Raw genomic sequence first — 15,706 nt, 5'->3', positions numbered from 1 at the left:
ATCAAATCAAACTGCCATGAACTTGAATAGGCTATGATAAGCCCGTAACTCGGGACAATTCGGCACTATGAACAGTTGGCTTATTATTGGCGTTCTCGCCCTTTACATCGTATTACTTTTTATTTGCGCCTTCTATGGGGAAAAACATGCAACTCGTCTAAGCACACGCGGACGGATGCTGTTATTCAGCTTAACTTTAGGGGTGTATTGTTCTTCATGGACCTTTTACGGTGCAACAGGTGCCGCAGTTCGGGAAGGCATTATCTTCCTGCCAATTTATTTAGGTCCATTACTGTTCGTTGCTTTGGGCTATGACATTTGGCGCAGACTCGGTCGTGTCCGCCAACACCATGCTATTTCTTCAATTGCCGACTTTATGGCTGCACGCTATGGTAAAAGTGGACCTTTGGCGTCACTGGTCACCATTTTGGCTGTGATTGCCATTATTCCTTATCTCGCACTGCAACTGCGCGCGATTGCGTTGAGTGCGACCGTTATCTTGCAACAAAACACAGGGTTGGAAAGCACCACCAACAGTGTGCTTTTTCTGACGGGGATTCTGGCTATTTTGGCCATGATTTTCGGGACAAGGCAGATCGCCAATACCGAACAGCATGGTGGATTAATGCTTGCTGTGGCGTTTGAATCTTTTGTCAAATTATTCGCCTTGCTGTGTGTGGCCATTTTCTTTGTTTTCGCCGAGCCTGAAAATCTCGGGCAAATTTCGCATGATGTGGCCAAAACCTTCAAAGATGTCCAACTCTTTGGTGTTCCTGAAACCTTCTGGATTCAAACCCTCTTAGCCGCTTTAGCCATCATCTGTCTACCCCGCCAATTCCATGTGGCCGTGGTCGAACTACGTGATGAAAAACATATTCGTGGTGCACGTCGCTGGTTTGCCATTTATCTGATTCTCACCACACTGGCGATTATTCCGATTGCCAGTTGGGCATTACATGCTGCACCTGAATATTTAGCGATTCCCGATGTTGCCGTACTCTCACTTCCGATTAGTTATCAGCAGGATTGGCTCACCATCTTGGCATTTTTGGGTGGATTTTCTGCCTCGACAGGCATGTTGTTGGTTTCTTCGGTTGCCTTATCCATCATGCTCAGTAATGACTTGATCATGCCTGCTCTATGGCGCTTTAATTTCCTTTCTCGACATGATAAACGCATGCCTTTGGTACTGAAGTTTACTCGTCGGGTCTGTATTTTAGCGGTCATGTTACTGGGCTTTTTATTCTTTCATTTCTTTAATGATATTGATCAGCTCTCCGTATTTGGCTTATTGGCTTTTAGTGCAGTGGCACAATTTGCCCCAGCCCTGATTGGAGGCCTGTACTGGCGTGGCGGGAGTAAACAAGGGGTTTACGCTGGGTTAAGTGTTGGTTTTATGATGTGGGCTTACACCCTACTGCTCCCCACCATATTACGCAGCTTCCCCGAAGATTACACCGCCTTCACCATGCAGTTTTTACTCCATGGCCCATTCGGCATGAGCTGGTTACGCCCAGAAGCCCTGCTGGGTTTTGAATCTTTTGCGCCATTAACCCACGGTGTGATTTGGGCTTTGGGACTCAACATTCTGCTGTATATTTGGATTTCTCGTATTTTCAGACCAAGTATTGCCGAACAGATTCAAGCCGAAAGCTTCTTCTATTATGAAACCAAGCCCTTGCCTGCACAAAATACATCTTCTGAAATCAACTATTTACATCATGATGTCGCACGTTTAAAAGTTGAAGACTTAATTACCTTAGCCAAACGCATTACTGGAGATGGACCTACAACCCGAGCTTTTGAACAATTCTGTCAGCAAAACAATGTGGTTTTAAATGCCAACAGCAGCGCCAATGGCATGTGGTGGCGCTTTACGGAACAGTATTTGGCAGGCACCATTGGTGCAGCATCTGCACGTACCTTATTGACGACTGCAATGGTCAATAATGGCTTAGCTTTGGGGCAAGTGGCCAATATTTTAGACCAAGCCTCTCAATGGCAACGCTTTAATCAAAACCTGATTATGACCATGATTGATCACATGACCCAAGGCGTGAGTGTGGTCGATGAAAACATGTGCTTGGTGGCATGGAACAATCAATATCTTAAATTATTCGATTATCCTAAAGACCTGGCTTATGTCGGTTGCCCGATTGCCGATTTAATTCGTTATAACGCAGAGCGCGGTGAATGTGGACCAGGTTCAGTTGAAGAACATGTACGTAAACGTATCCACTGGATGAAAGTCGGCAGTGCGCACGAGTTTGAACGGATTCGTAAAGATGGTCGTGTCATTCAAATGCGTGGCAATCCGATTGAAGGCGGGGGGTTTGTGACCACCTTTGCCGACATTACCGCATTCCGAGAAAATGAAGCGATGTTAGAGGCACGGGTGCAAGATCGGACCCAACAGCTCGCCGATGCTTTGACAGAACAGCAATTGGCACGTGAACAGGCAGATAAAGCCAATATGTCGAAAAGCCGATTTATTGCCGCAGCCAGTCATGACCTGTTACAACCCATGCATGCTGCACGTTTGTTCAGTACGGCTTTGGAACAAAGTGTTCAATCCGAAGAAGACCGTAAAACCTTACAACAACTGGATCGTGCGTTGCATGGTGCAGAAAGTATGTTATCGGCATTATTGGATATTGCCCGCTTAGAAGGCGGTACGATTCAACCGAAACGTCAAGCCTATCCGCTACATGACTTGTTGAGCGACTTAGAATTACAGTTTAAATCGATTGCAGCACAACGCGGTATTCAACTGCATGTGCACGATGCTCAGTTCTGGATTGATACCGACCCGCAATGGATTCGCCGTATTATTCAGAACTTTGTCAGCAATGCACTGCGCTATACCGCCAAAGGACGTGTCGTTGTTGGTGTTCTGCGTGGTTCAGAACGTCCACAGCATATTCGGATTGGGGTTTGGGACACAGGGCCTGGCATTGCCGAAGAACAACGAATCAAGCTGTTTCAAGAGTTTGAGCGTTGCGGACACACCTCCCCTTGGGGTGAACAGGGGTTAGGGCTAGGTTTGGCAATCGTACAACGCATGACGGGACTGTTAGATTATCCAGTACATGTCTATTCCGAGTTAGGCAAAGGCTCTTGCTTCATGATTGAAGTGCCCGTAGTCGCAGCACCCAAAATCACCACTACACCTGTGCAGGCTATTCCATTGAAAACCAAAGCCTATCGGATTTTATGCTTGGATAATGATGAAACCATTTTAGAAGGAATGAGTACCCTACTAACCAAATGGGGCTATCAAGTCTTTAAAGCCACAGAACCTGAGCAAGCCCTTGCCTTGATTCAACAAGAAAACATTCAGGTGTGGTTGGTCGACCAACATTTAAATGATGAAAAAATAGGACTGGACTTTATTTTGCAAAATCGTCAAGAAAAAGTACCCGTCGCACTCATTACGGCAGACTCTGATCCTGAATTGCCACAGACTTTAAAAGAACTGAACATTGTCCTGTTAAGGAAACCTTTAAAGCCTGCATCGCTCAGATCATGGTTATCTGGATTGAAAATTTCCAGCGATTAAGCTCCGATTGTGCAAATCTACGGTGTATTCAGCGTGTTCTGAATGCACCGTTTTGCTTTAAAATGCCAAATATGACCTCAACAACGGCAAAAGTTTTTAGTCCACGCCATTTGCAATCGCTTTATATAAAATTAAATGATTGAAAATAAAAAAATTACAAAAAATTAGGGAGTCATTCTCGCATTTTGTTTTTTTGGCTATGGCAGATTCATTCAGGTTACATTAATGTACAGTTGTACACTTAGTTACAAAATTTCAACCTCATCATTTTATTGATATTTATTACTTATTTTTCACCATATACGACTTTAGTCTTATACATTTTTCAGGACAGAAATTCCATAAATGAGGTCATTCCCCGAGCAAAAAATTCACAAGACGAATGGCTCAATTGTCAATGCTCGCCCACATTGCACAAGCTTTCAGGAGACCTCCATGAACATCTCTGACATGGTTCCACATGATTTACATCAAGCACAACAGTTTCATCGACTTTATGGTGTAAATGCACTATTGCCCGATATTGATTGGAACCATATATTTGAACAAAGTAAAATTACCCCCACTCATGTTGAAGCGCTGAATACCCTCTATCAGAGTGCTGTCCCGCTTGCACTGCAAGTTTTTGACGAACTCAATTTTGATGTGTTTACCCCTGCCGAATATAAACCACAAGGGCTAGGCCTGTTTGAAAAACTCACGCTACAAGAAGAAAAACTGTTACAAGTGCTCCAAGCCGAAACACGCAGTTTAAGTCCTGCAATTCGTCACCAAATTTGGAGCATGTTACTTCGTGGTGGTGCCGTACTGGTATTCAAAGCATGGTTGGGTAAAGTGAAAACCAATTTAGACCAGTTGGACACCAGCCAATTTGATGAACTGTCTGAACTACTCTTTATTAAAACGCCACCGATGGAATTGGCAAATTGGTTGATGGTCGATGTAAATGCCCCATACGATCACATCTTCCTCATGTATGACAATCAAATCTATCTTGACCGCTTTAACAGTCTAGAAACCGCTGCATTGTTTGTAGATTTGGGCGTCTATGACGCTGCATTCTTGAGTTTAAGAGATGATCGCGTCGCAGAATATTTAAAATCGAAAGGTTATATTAGCCAAGATCAAATTGATGAATTGGAATGTGCACTCAATCCACTGTATTGTGACAACACCATGTACAAACAAGACTGTTTGGCTTAATACCGTTTTATATAGACAAAAATAAAGACCTCTAATAGGTCTTTATTTTTTGTGCTTCACAGCATTACATTTTCTTTTCATCAATATTCAAAGCATTAATGGCCAGTACCGCCTGAGTACGATTTTGCACCCCTAATTTACGGAAAATGGCCGTCACGTGCGCTTTAATCGTGGCTTCTGATACATCCAGTTCATAGGCAATCTGCTTATTGAGCAAACCTTCTGCAACCATCATTAACACACGGAACTGTTGTGGGGTCAGCGATTGAATGCGCTCTGCCAATTCAGTTTCATCTGCTGCACGCGGATCAAAAGTCATATTGCTTGGTAAATTTGGTGGTAACCAAATTTCACCTTCTAAGACTTGGCGAATCGCTTCACCAATATGACTCGGATGCGCTGACTTCGGAATATAGCCCATGGCACCATGTGCAATGGCGCGCTGAATAATAGACACTTCTTCATGCGCAGAAACCACAATGATGGGCAGTGAAGGATGTTGTGCACGAACATGAACCAATGCAGAAAAACCTGATGCACCAGGCAAATTCAGATCCAACAAGACCAAATCAGGTTCAGGACCTTTTTCTAAACGTTCATAAAATTCATTTACTGCGGCTGTCTCATTAATTTGGGCTTGCGGTAAGCTATAGCGAACGGCTTGAATCAAAGCATGACGAAACAACGGATGATCATCAACGATTAAAATATTCATAAGCAGCGTAAGAGATCTAGTGCACAGTAATTCTTATTCTAACCATACATGTGCCCTTAAGGATATGCAAATATTAACTATTTTTTAAATAACTACAAAAAATAGGGAAATCGTCGGCATGCGGTTTTTCAAAAAAGTCGAAAAACAAATCTGAATTTACTATAAATCTAATTCTCAAATTAAAAATCCTTATTCATTTGCAATATAAATTGATAATTCAACCAATTAATTCGAATTGTCGCTACAAACATCAGCATTTTTAGATATATCTTAAAATCAGATAATGAATCTGTTTTTCCTTATTTTACAGCCGCTTTGCGCCTGTTGATAAATAGCAAATATTCTAAAACTGCTTTTAGGTTATTTACTATGTCATCTTCTCATCAACTCAAACCTCTCAATATTGTTGCGGTGTCAGGTGGTTTAAATACACCGTCTAAAACCGAAGCCTTGGTTCAAGAAATTCTGAATGAACTGAGTGAAGCTACTCCAATCAATGTACATTTTATTAAGTTTAGCGAAATTGGACATTTATTGGGGGGCGCTATTTATCGCCATCAGTTACCGCAACGTATCCAAGATGATTTAGCCGCGGTAGAAGCGGCCGATGCATTGATTGTGGGGACTCCCGTTTATCGTGCTTCATTTACAGGACTTTTCAAACATTTTTTTGACTTTATCGAGCAAACCGCATTGGTGGATGTGCCTGTATTACTGGCTGCATCTGGGGGAAGTGACCGTCATGCCTTGGTGCTGGAGCACCAACTACGTCCACTGTTTAGCTTTTTCCAAGCACAAACGCTCCCAATAGGCGTGTATGCCACAGACCGTGATTTCACTCCAGAATATACCATTCATAGTGAACTGCTGCGTGACCGGATTACTCTGGCTGTTGCACGTGCCTTACCAATTTTGGAATGGGCGCCAGCCAAAGGACAGCGTGCCGATGTCATCAAAGAAAAATCACAACATGCCAATCAAACTTTGGGCATTAACAGGCAAATTGAGCAAGCCGAAGTTTTACCTTCTGCCGCAGTGCCAAGTTTAGATGCTGCTGAATCTCGGCTGCATGCGAAAAAACCACCACACAGCCATGTTGCATAAAAATTAAAACCTTCTGAGGGTCTCCGCATGACACAACATAATGACGTTCTTTTTGCCTATTGGGTGCCCAATGTCAGTGGTGGCTTGGTCGTTAGTGACATTGAACAGCGTACTGACTGGAGTTATGACTACAATGTCCGTTTGGCACAAACGGCTGAACAAAATGGCTTTGCTTATGCGCTGACCCAAATTCGCTTTACCGCAGGTTATGGCGCAGAAAATCAACATGAATCGGTCAGTTTTAGTCAGGGTCTATTGGCGAAAACAGAAAAGCTCAAAGTGATTGCTGCGATTTTTCCCGGCCCTTGGAAACCAGTTTTGGCTGCAAAACAATTGGCCACCATTGATCACTTATCGCAAGGACGTATTGCAATTAATGTGGTCAGTGGTTGGTTTAAAGGCGAGTTTGATGCGATTGGCGAGGAATGGCCTGAACATGATCAGCGTTACGCCCGTTCAGAAGAATTCATTCGGAGCCTCAAAGGGATTTGGACGCAGGATCATTTTAGTTTCCAAGGCCGTTATTACCAATTTAGTGACTACACCTTAAAACCAAAGCCTGTGCAGCACCCTCATATTGAAATCTTTCAGGGCGGCAGTTCTCGTGCCGCACGTGATATGGCTGCCCGCGTTTCGGACTGGTATTTCACCAATGGTAATACCGTCGAAGAACTGAAAAAACAAATCGATGATATTCGCGAGAAAGCCAAAGCCCATCAACGTCAGGTCCAAATTGGGGTAAATGCTTTCATCATTGCCCGTGATACAGAACAAGAGGCTCAAGCGGTATTACAGGAAATTATTGCCAAGGCCAATATTCCTGCTGTACATGCCTTTGGCGATGCCACACGTGAAGCAGGTGCCTCAACCACTGAAGGCGAAGGCAACTGGGCAAAATCGACTTTTGAAGATTTGGTGCAATACAACGATGGTTTTAAAACCAATCTAATTGGCACACCTGAACAAATTGCTCAACGCATTATTGAATTAAAACAAGTGGGGGTAGATCTGATTTTATCTGGCTTCTTACATTTTATTGAAGAAGTCGAATACTTCGGCGCAAAGGTGTTGCCCTTGGTTCGTGAACTTGAAACACAACAGCGTGTACAAGCAAAGTCTGCTTAATTGTTGCATTACACTTTAAGCAGACTGATTTCATAAACCGATAACAACCATAACATGGCAACACCAAATTTCCCCTAAGGCTCGGCTTAGGGGATTTTTTTTGGATAAAATAAGATTTAAATCGTCGAAATACCCGTGATATCCGTTTGAATACTCAGCCTTAAAATACTCTAGAACTTTGCATATAATCGGCGGTTACCTGATTCAAACTGTCCAAAATCTGGTCTTTTTGACCCGTCTGAATTGTACCGTCCAGTTGCAACATATAATTCAATAACTGCTGTTTGGCAGCTTGGGCAAACTCAGAGGTAACAGCTTGATCTTCGTAGAGTAAAACGTAATTTTTAGCAAAGCCGTAAATTAAAAATAAAGCGGTTTGTTCAGATGAATCTGTAGCAAGCGGAATATTTTGCTCACAGAGCTGTTTGAGTTGTTTGAAGGCATCTGTGCCAGAAGAGAGCGTTTGGAATTGCGTCAAAATAGATTGAAAAATCATTTTAAAAGATCCTCACAAAAAGAAAATCTACAGATTTCAATCTGACTCGTCAACTTAAAAAAAATTAATTTACATCATTTTTTCAAGATCTTAAAAATGATTAATTTTAACCAGATGTTAAATTATTTTTTATCATGCTCGGCAAGAAGCAGCGTATTACACGACTTCTTGCCTTAGATTTGTTATAAATTTAGAACCCAATCCAAGCTGACTTAAGAGGGAGCTTTCGAGTAAACATTGGCGATCAGAACCTCTACCACCTGTGGGTCGGCTAAGGTTGAAGTATCCCCTAAACTATCCAACTCATTCGCGGCAATTTTCCTTAGAATTCGACGCATGATTTTACCTGAACGGGTTTTGGGTAAAGCAGGTGCCCAATGTAAAGCATCGGGTGTGGCAACCGGACCGAGCACTTTGCGCACCCACGCCACCAACTCGGCTCTCAATTCTTCCGACTCAGCAACATCGGCTTGTAAGGTCACAAATGTACAAATACCCTGCCCTTTAATTTCATGCGGCATACCCACCACGGCGGCTTCGGCAACCGCTTCATGTGCCACCAAGGCACTTTCAATTTCAGCCGTACCTAAACGATGCCCTGCAACATTCAGCACATCATCCACACGGCCGGTAATCCAGTAATAACCATCTTTATCGCGTCTTGCGCCATCGCCCGTAAAATAACTGCCCGGATAAGTCGAGAAATAGGCTTCAATAAAGCGAGCAGGATCGCCCCAAATGGTTCGCATTTGTCCCGGCCAAGAATCTTTAATAATCAGATTCCCCTCTGCCTCGCCTGCTAATTCTTTGCCATCTGCATCGACCAAAGCGGGTTGAATCCCAAACATGGGACGTGTAGCAGAGCCCGGTTTTAAATCCATTGCACCAGGTAATGGGGAAATTAAAATACCGCCTGTTTCGGTTTGCCACCACGTATCTACAATTGGACAGCGACTTTCGCCGACAACGGTGTAATACCAGTTCCATGCTTCAGGATTAATCGGTTCACCCACCGAACCCAATAAACGTAAACTGCTCCGATCACTCTCTCGCACAAAAGCATCACCCTCACGCATCATGGAACGAATAGCCGTAGGTGCAGTATATAAAATGGTGACATTATGCTTATCGACAATATGCCCCGTACGTGCCCAACTCGGATATTGCGGTACACCTTCAAACATGACCGTGGTTGTACCATTCGAAAGTGGTCCATAAATCACATAGGAATGTCCTGTAATCCAACCCACATCGGCAGTACACCAAAAAATATCATCTTGTTTTAAATCGAATACTTCACGAAACGTACTGTTCACATAGGTCAAGTAACCGCCTGTGGTGTGCAATACCCCTTTCGGTTTCCCCGTCGAACCCGAGGTATATAAAATAAATAACGGGTCTTCAGCTTTCATGGGCTCTGGCGGGCAAATATCATTCACCGACATAATTTCCATGTGATACCATAAATCACGCTGTGGTTTCATCTCAATCGGATTGCCTGTACGGTGTACCACTATGACATTTTGCACCGACTCCGTGCCCGCCAAACTCAAAGCAGCATCGACATTCTCTTTCAGAAAAATCGGTTTGCCACCTCGCATGCCAGAGTCAGCAGTAATCACGACTTTGGCCTGACTGTCTTCAATTCGACTTGCTAAAGAATCAGGAGAAAAACCGCCAAAGACCACACAATGTACGGCACCAATACGCGCACAAGCCAACATCGAAATTGCTGCTTCAGAGACCATAGGCATATACAGCACCACGCGGTCGCCTTTTTTTACCCCATTTTTCTTTAAGACATTGGCAAAACGGCACACTTCATCGTGCAATTCCAGATAAGAAATTATTTTGTGCCGTGAAGGATGATCTCCCTCCCAAATAATGGCAGGTTTATACGGATGTTCTTTTAAGTGTCGATCTAAGCAGTTGGCACAGACATTCAATTCACCATCGGCAAACCATTCAATTTTAAAGTTCTCTTTATCAAAATTGGTATTTTTGACTTGGGTGAATGGGGTGATCCACTCCAGTTTGTGAGCTTGCTCTGCCCAAAAATCTTCAGGATGCTCAATGGAATGCTGATAACGTTCAAAATATTGGGCTTCATTGGTCCGTGCAGTTTTTTTAAATTCTTCTGGAACAGGATAGACTTCTTTCATATTCATACTTCCTTGATCTTTTTCATCTCATCACGAGATGCATGCCACGTTATAGATTTTTTATTGCTGCATCTGGGCAGTATTACGGCTCTTTTTTAGACACTGCAATCATGCTTTGGTCGTATATTATTTATACAGATTAAATTCACAAGATGAAATCTAAGTTCTAGAAAAACTTTCGATGAATCAGTGTCTGGCACTTAAATTCATCTTATAATTTTCCTGAAATGCCCTGTATTTGCTTTTACAAAATGCACCATTTCATTACCGAATCCACACTGGGAAAGCCTATGAGCACTCCGCAAACATCCCCTTTTTTCTCACGCAATGTCTCACCTCAAAATGAGAATCCCTTGTCTATGCAAGGGCGCTTTGGTCGACTGAGCTTGATTGCTTGGAGTGGTTTTCTCAATCTAATCACCTTTTTTGCCACATTGGCCTTAAGCCTATTCCTCGGAATTTTTAATTTCAGTACCTATTCTTTAGAAAGTAATCTGTTACAAACCTTTTTAAGCGTGGCTGGATTTGGTTTTTGGGTCATTTTCATCCTGTATTTTTATTTTAGTTGGGTGATTATGATCCGTCGCCTTCATGACCTGAATAAATCAGGCTGGATGCTGTTGTTGTTCTTCATTCCTCTGATTAATTTTTTTATGGCACTTTATGTATTATTCGCTTCAGGTACAGCAGGTTTAAATCAATACGGTACCCCACGCACGACGCCTGTTTGGGAAAAAATTCTAGCATGGCTGATGATCATTTTATTTGTGTTAAGTTTCATGGCTTCTGGAAGTTTCATTTCTTATATGATGGGAGCTGGTGAACTGGAAACCCCGCAAGAAGTGATTCAAAAAGGCACTGAGTATTTTTAACGACTATCCACATAGTTAAAGCTGTATAACTTCAGTTGCATTCAGTTATCTTTCTGGCACTTTTCAGGCAAAATAGCGACAAATTTAAATTGTTTCGGATCTCCTGTGGCAGAACAACAACACAACCTGAGTGACGTGGCTCAGGGAACCTCTCAAATGATACAAGAAGCAGGTGCAAAAACGGCTGAAACCGTAATTGCGCATACTGCGAAATATAATGACGCCTACACCACCATTGATAAAATCATGGCCAGTTTTTGGGAGCGCGTACCTTATTTCTGTATTGCCTTAGTTGTTCTTGTTATTTTCTGGTTGCTCTCTAAAGTCTTTAAGTTCTTTGTCCGTAAAACTTTAGAAAATCGCTCGTATACGCGTCAAAATTTGGTGTTGGTACTCAATCGTGTTGGAACCAGTATCATTATTTTCTTTGGCTTCCTGATTGCCATGGTCATTGCCATTCCGGGCTTTACACCAGGGCAACTCATGAGTGCCTTGGGGATTGGTTCGGTAGCAATCGGTTTTGCTTTCAAAGATATTTTTCAGAATATGCTGTCAGGTATTCTAATTTTACTGGGTGAACCGTTCCGCATAGGCGATGATATTATTGTCAATAATATGGAAGGGACCGTCGAAGATATTCAGATTCGCGCGACCTTCTTACGCTCCAATGATGGACGCCGTATTGTGATTCCAAATGCAACCGTCTATACCAGTCCTGTTACAGTGAATACCGCCTACCAACGTCGTCGTTGCGAGTTTATGGTGGGTATTGGCTATGATGACGATGAACAAAAAGCCAAAAATATTATTACTGCAATTTTAGATAAAAATCGTAATGTACTGAGCCAACCGGGTTTTACGGTCAATGTCAGTGCGTTGGCTGATTTTTCGGTGAATCTCACCGTACGTTGGTGGATTGATACCACAGAAACCAATATTGCAGCATCAATCAGTGAAATTCAGGCCGAAGTCAAACGTGCCTTTAATGAACACGACATTAACATTCCTTATCCAGTACAGGAAGTGAAAGTCCATCGTGACCAGAACCTGCCTTACATGAAATCAGAAACTTCAGGTAAACAAACGCCCTAAAATGTAGGAAATTGCGGTTTCCGTTCTTAAAATTCGGTTGCCTAAGCTCACCGCTTGGCAGCCGTTTTTTTCGAGTAGCTCAATCTCATAAGGAATAAATCCGCCTTCTGGACCAATCAGCAAGGTACACGCATGTGTAATCGCATTTGGCATACTTATGTCCGCATATGGGTGCGCCACATAGGCAGGTCTTTCAGCCGTAATCCATGTGGGTAATACATCTTCCACAAAAGGTTTAAAACGCTTATAAATTTCAATTTTCGGTGCAACAGTATCGCCCGCTTGCTCTAATCCCAAAGTCACGTATTGATCAATCTGCTGTAAAAAAGGGGTTTGCCAATAGCTTTTATCTACTCGATAACTGTGTAGCAATACTATTTTTTCCACCCCTATCGTCACGCTATCCATGATTAAACGTCGCAATACTTTCGGACGTGGCATCGCCACAATTAAAGTGACAGGCAATTTCGCAGGGACAGGTTCTGTCTGAATGGGTTTCACTTGAATGACACTATCACTGACCATCAGGACTTCGGTTAAATAACGTTGCCCTTCACGGATCCCGACTTTCAAGCGATCACCCACCTGTACATTCAGATGGGTACGTAAGTGCGCTAACTGGCGAGTGGATGTAATTGACCAGACTTCAGATAGAGTTTGGCGAGGGTCTAACAAAACGATATTCATAAGATGATGCAGCTAATTTAAATTGAAATAACTCGTAATATTCAAAAACTTCATTCATAGCCGCAAAAATCACTCTATAAATTTAGAGCCATTGTGTAGGCATTACCCTACTTTTGAAAGAGCAAAAGTAGGCAAAACTCTCTGTTAGGCTAATGGTATGTCCCTATACCACAGCCTAACGGTGGCATCCATGCCACCTCCACTTTTCAAATTACGAGAGCTTATAAATAGCCATCAATTGCTTGAATATGCTTTGCTAAAGAGCCAGTATTCAATTGCATAATCTGTTGTGCTGCTTGATTCAACTGTTGGGCTTGCCCAGCATCTTCTAATAACTGCATCAACGTGACTGCTGCCTGCTCCGCAGTTTCAACCACTTTCACTGCATTGGCTTGTACAAATTCATCAACGATGGTTTGGAAATTAAAATAGTTTTTCCCCAATATAGTCGGAACATCTAAGGCAATCGGCTCTAAAATATTATGTCCACCGCCCGGTTCATTTAGCGAACCACCGACAAAACATGCATCCGATAAGGCATACCACAACCACAGTTCACCCATTGAGTCAGCTAAGTAGACTTGGTTATCCGCCACTATTTCTTGCTTTAAACTTCGACGCGTGGTGTTTAAATTTAAACTTTGTGCAACTGCAAAGACCTCATCGAAGCGTTCAGGGTGCCGTGGAACTACAATGCACAACAGTTCAGGCTGCGCATCTAAATATGGTTTTAAAGCACTTAATAATTTCTGTTCTTCGGGTGCATGGGTACTGGCAATAGTTATAATTTTTCGCCCAGCAAGTGACCATTCTTGTTTTAGTTGAGCCGCCTGTTTGACAAACAATTCAGGTGCATGAATATCAAATTTAATACTGCCCACGACCTGTGTTACTGACTGCGCTGCACCTAACTGGATAAAGCGTTCCGCTGTTGCTCGGTCTTGTGCCAAGAGCTGGTCTAGCCCGTGTAACATCGCGCGAGTTAAACCCGATACTTTGGCATAACCTTGTGCTGATTTTTCCGAGAGACGTGCATTGACCAAAATCGAGGGAACCTTAAAGAGCTGTGCCTGATCCAGTAAATTTGGCCATAATTCGGTTTCAACTAAAATTAAAATCTTCGGTTGGTATTTTTGAAAAAAAGCCTGTACCAAACCCTTTTGATCGGCAGGAAGATACACCGCTTGAAACAAAGCATCATACGGTGCTTTATTAAATAGCGACTTAGAGCGTGCCTGTCCTGTTTTAGTCGTATTGGTCACCAAGACAGGATGACCTTGATTTAAATAGTGTTCAATTAAAGGCTGTGCTGCATTGGTTTCACCGACGGAAACGGCATGAAACCATAGCGCATTGCGGTTTTTCGGCGTTTGAAATGGACCAAAACGTTCAAGACATTCCTGTTGGTAAGCGTCTTCATCTTGCGCCCGTTTTTTGATTCGCCATTGATACAGCGGTTTAATCATAGCGAGTGCTGCGTTATACCAAAAAGGAGTAGCCAAATATGTGCTCCGAAAAAACGATTACAAATAAAACAGCGCAATTTATCACATTGGGTAAATTGCGCTGTTATCTTGTCGTGAATTTAGCCGAAAAGCAATTTAAACCACTGCTGTTTCAGTTTCAGCTAAAGTTGGATAATCAATATATCCTGCTGCTACATCTGTCCCAATCATATTTTCTAATTTGAGTTCATTCAACGGCGCATCTTGAACCAAACGCTCAAACAAATCTGGATTGGCAATATAATCTTTACCCCAAGACACTGCATCTGCCTGTCCTGTTGCCAATAAGTCAATCGCATCTTCACGGCTTAAACGCATGTTAGCAATCAATGGTACGCCACCTGAACGTTGTTTCAAGTAAGTACTGATACTGTCATCAGCCAAATATTCTCGGGTAAAGAAAAAGGCAATGTTACGTTTACCTAATTCTTCAAGTGCATAACCGAATGTTTCACGTGGATTGGCATCACCCATGTCATGTTCATCGCCACGAGGTGCCAAATGTACCCCAACACGACCTGCACCCCAAACTTCAATCAGCGCATCAACCACTTCTAATAACAAACGTGCGCGGTTTTCAACACTGCCACCATATTGATCTTCACGTAAATTGGTTGAGCTTTGCAAGAACTGGTCAATCAGATAGCCATTGGCTGCATGTAATTCAACGCCATCAAAACCCGCTGCTTTGGCATGAATCGCAGCTTGTTTATATTGCTCAATAATGGCTTGGATTTCTGCGATCTCTAAAGCACGTGGCACCACATATTCACGTTTTGGACGCAATAAGCTCACATAACCTTTCTGTTGTACATTACTTGCCGAAACAGGCGTTTCACCATTGAGTAAATCAGGATGCGATACACGCCCTACATGCCACAACTGCGCCACAATTAAGCCATCTTTGGCATGTACCGCCTGAGTGACCTGTTTCCAGCCTTCAACTTGGGCTTCATTAAACAGCCCCGGTGTATTCAAGTAACCATTGGCTTCTTCCGAAATCACGGTTGCTTCAGAAATAATCAAACCTGCACTCGCACGCTGCGCATAATATTCCGCCATCATGGCAGTTGGTACGCGGTCTGCTGTTGCACGACTACGCGTTAACGGTGCCATAATCACGCGGTTTTTTAAGTGTAGATCACCCAAAGTTAAAGGAGTATTCAGTTCAGCCATAGTCGCCTCG

At 42.9% G+C, this 15,706-nt stretch carries 12 protein-coding genes; 6 read left to right on the top strand and 6 right to left on the bottom strand.

Going from position 1 to position 15,706, the window contains the following annotated elements; translation table 11 throughout:
* Positions 1-67 precede the first annotated feature (67 nt).
* Together M5E07_RS00705 and M5E07_RS00700 are read left to right on the top strand one after the other, a co-directional pair.
* Positions 68-3,559, top strand: a complete 3,492-nt coding sequence (locus tag M5E07_RS00705; protein WP_116759103.1) for a hybrid sensor histidine kinase/response regulator — start codon at positions 68-70, stop codon at positions 3,557-3,559.
* 435 nt (positions 3,560-3,994) lie between these two features.
* A complete protein-coding gene (locus M5E07_RS00700; protein WP_252221055.1) occupies positions 3,995-4,762 on the top strand; it encodes a hypothetical protein in 768 nt (255 codons plus the stop codon).
* A 64-nt stretch (positions 4,763-4,826) separates the two neighbouring features.
* Here M5E07_RS00700 and M5E07_RS00695 read toward each other — a convergent pair whose 3' ends face one another.
* On the bottom strand, positions 4,827-5,477 hold the full coding sequence (locus M5E07_RS00695) for a response regulator (protein WP_116759105.1): 651 nt from the start codon (positions 5,475-5,477) through the stop codon (positions 4,827-4,829).
* A gap of 369 nt (positions 5,478-5,846) precedes the next feature.
* On the opposite strand from M5E07_RS00695, the gene msuE reads away from it, so the two are divergent.
* Together msuE and sfnG are read left to right on the top strand one after the other, a co-directional pair.
* Positions 5,847-6,581 (top strand): FMN reductase, encoded by a 735-nt coding sequence (msuE, locus tag M5E07_RS00690; RefSeq protein WP_252221053.1) that lies wholly within the window; start codon positions 5,847-5,849, stop codon positions 6,579-6,581.
* Between the two features lie 27 nt (positions 6,582-6,608).
* The gene (gene sfnG, locus M5E07_RS00685; RefSeq protein ID WP_252221050.1) at positions 6,609-7,706 is read left to right on the top strand and encodes a dimethylsulfone monooxygenase SfnG; all 1,098 of its coding nucleotides are present in this window, start codon (positions 6,609-6,611) and stop codon (positions 7,704-7,706) included.
* 160 nt (positions 7,707-7,866) lie between these two features.
* Here the strand turns inward: sfnG and M5E07_RS00680 are convergent, their stop codons facing one another.
* Together M5E07_RS00680 and acs are read right to left on the bottom strand one after the other, a co-directional pair.
* Positions 7,867-8,202 (bottom strand): hypothetical protein, encoded by a 336-nt coding sequence (locus M5E07_RS00680; RefSeq protein ID WP_252221040.1) that lies wholly within the window; start codon positions 8,200-8,202, stop codon positions 7,867-7,869.
* 212 nt (positions 8,203-8,414) lie between these two features.
* A complete protein-coding gene (gene acs / locus M5E07_RS00675; RefSeq protein ID WP_252221038.1) occupies positions 8,415-10,364 on the bottom strand; it encodes an acetate--CoA ligase in 1,950 nt (649 codons plus the stop codon).
* Between the two features lie 290 nt (positions 10,365-10,654).
* On the opposite strand from acs, the gene M5E07_RS00670 reads away from it, so the two are divergent.
* Complete coding sequence (locus M5E07_RS00670) at positions 10,655-11,236, top strand: DUF805 domain-containing protein (RefSeq protein ID WP_252221036.1); 582 nt, start codon at positions 10,655-10,657, stop codon at positions 11,234-11,236.
* Positions 11,237-11,341: 105 nt separating this feature from the next.
* Entirely contained in the window at positions 11,342-12,328 is a 987-nt protein-coding gene (locus tag M5E07_RS00665) for a mechanosensitive ion channel family protein (protein ID WP_116759113.1), read from the top strand.
* On the opposite strand, the gene M5E07_RS00660 is transcribed toward M5E07_RS00665, so the two are convergent.
* The 3 genes from M5E07_RS00660 to M5E07_RS00650 form a co-directional block, all read right to left on the bottom strand.
* Positions 12,308-13,015 (bottom strand): 16S rRNA (uracil(1498)-N(3))-methyltransferase, encoded by a 708-nt coding sequence (locus M5E07_RS00660; RefSeq protein WP_252221034.1) that lies wholly within the window; start codon positions 13,013-13,015, stop codon positions 12,308-12,310. The genes M5E07_RS00665 and M5E07_RS00660 overlap by 21 nt on opposite strands.
* A 221-nt stretch (positions 13,016-13,236) precedes the next feature.
* The gene (locus tag M5E07_RS00655; protein WP_252221032.1) at positions 13,237-14,517 is read right to left on the bottom strand and encodes a 3-deoxy-D-manno-octulosonic acid transferase; all 1,281 of its coding nucleotides are present in this window, start codon (positions 14,515-14,517) and stop codon (positions 13,237-13,239) included.
* Positions 14,518-14,616: 99 nt separating this feature from the next.
* Positions 14,617-15,696: an alkene reductase gene (locus M5E07_RS00650; RefSeq protein WP_252221030.1), complete on the bottom strand. Its 1,080-nt coding sequence runs from the start codon at positions 15,694-15,696 to the stop codon at positions 14,617-14,619.
* Positions 15,697-15,706: the final 10 nt, after the last annotated feature.

This window comes from Acinetobacter tibetensis, from assembly GCF_023824315.1.
In the GTDB taxonomy this organism is placed as follows: domain Bacteria; phylum Pseudomonadota; class Gammaproteobacteria; order Pseudomonadales; family Moraxellaceae; genus Acinetobacter; species Acinetobacter tibetensis.
The sequence above is the reverse complement of the archived record's forward strand: the minus strand, read 5'-3'. Positions and strand labels throughout refer to the sequence as shown.

What these genes read in the sequence shown, in the direction of transcription:
- M5E07_RS00660 (WP_252221034.1), bottom strand. Translation starts at nt 13,015, where the DNA reads ATGAATATCGTTTTGTTAGACCCTCGCCAAACTCTATCTGAAGTCTGG.
- msuE (WP_252221053.1), top strand. Translation starts at nt 5,847, where the DNA reads ATGTCATCTTCTCATCAACTCAAACCTCTCAATATTGTTGCGGTGTCA.
- sfnG (WP_252221050.1), top strand. Translation starts at nt 6,609, where the DNA reads ATGACACAACATAATGACGTTCTTTTTGCCTATTGGGTGCCCAATGTC.
- acs (WP_252221038.1), bottom strand. Translation starts at nt 10,364, where the DNA reads ATGAAAGAAGTCTATCCTGTTCCAGAAGAATTTAAAAAAACTGCACGG.
- M5E07_RS00670 (WP_252221036.1), top strand. Translation starts at nt 10,655, where the DNA reads ATGAGCACTCCGCAAACATCCCCTTTTTTCTCACGCAATGTCTCACCT.
- M5E07_RS00705 (WP_116759103.1), top strand. Translation starts at nt 68, where the DNA reads ATGAACAGTTGGCTTATTATTGGCGTTCTCGCCCTTTACATCGTATTA.
- M5E07_RS00680 (WP_252221040.1), bottom strand. Translation starts at nt 8,202, where the DNA reads ATGATTTTTCAATCTATTTTGACGCAATTCCAAACGCTCTCTTCTGGC.
- M5E07_RS00650 (WP_252221030.1), bottom strand. Translation starts at nt 15,696, where the DNA reads ATGGCTGAACTGAATACTCCTTTAACTTTGGGTGATCTACACTTAAAA.
- M5E07_RS00700 (WP_252221055.1), top strand. Translation starts at nt 3,995, where the DNA reads ATGAACATCTCTGACATGGTTCCACATGATTTACATCAAGCACAACAG.
- M5E07_RS00695 (WP_116759105.1), bottom strand. Translation starts at nt 5,477, where the DNA reads ATGAATATTTTAATCGTTGATGATCATCCGTTGTTTCGTCATGCTTTG.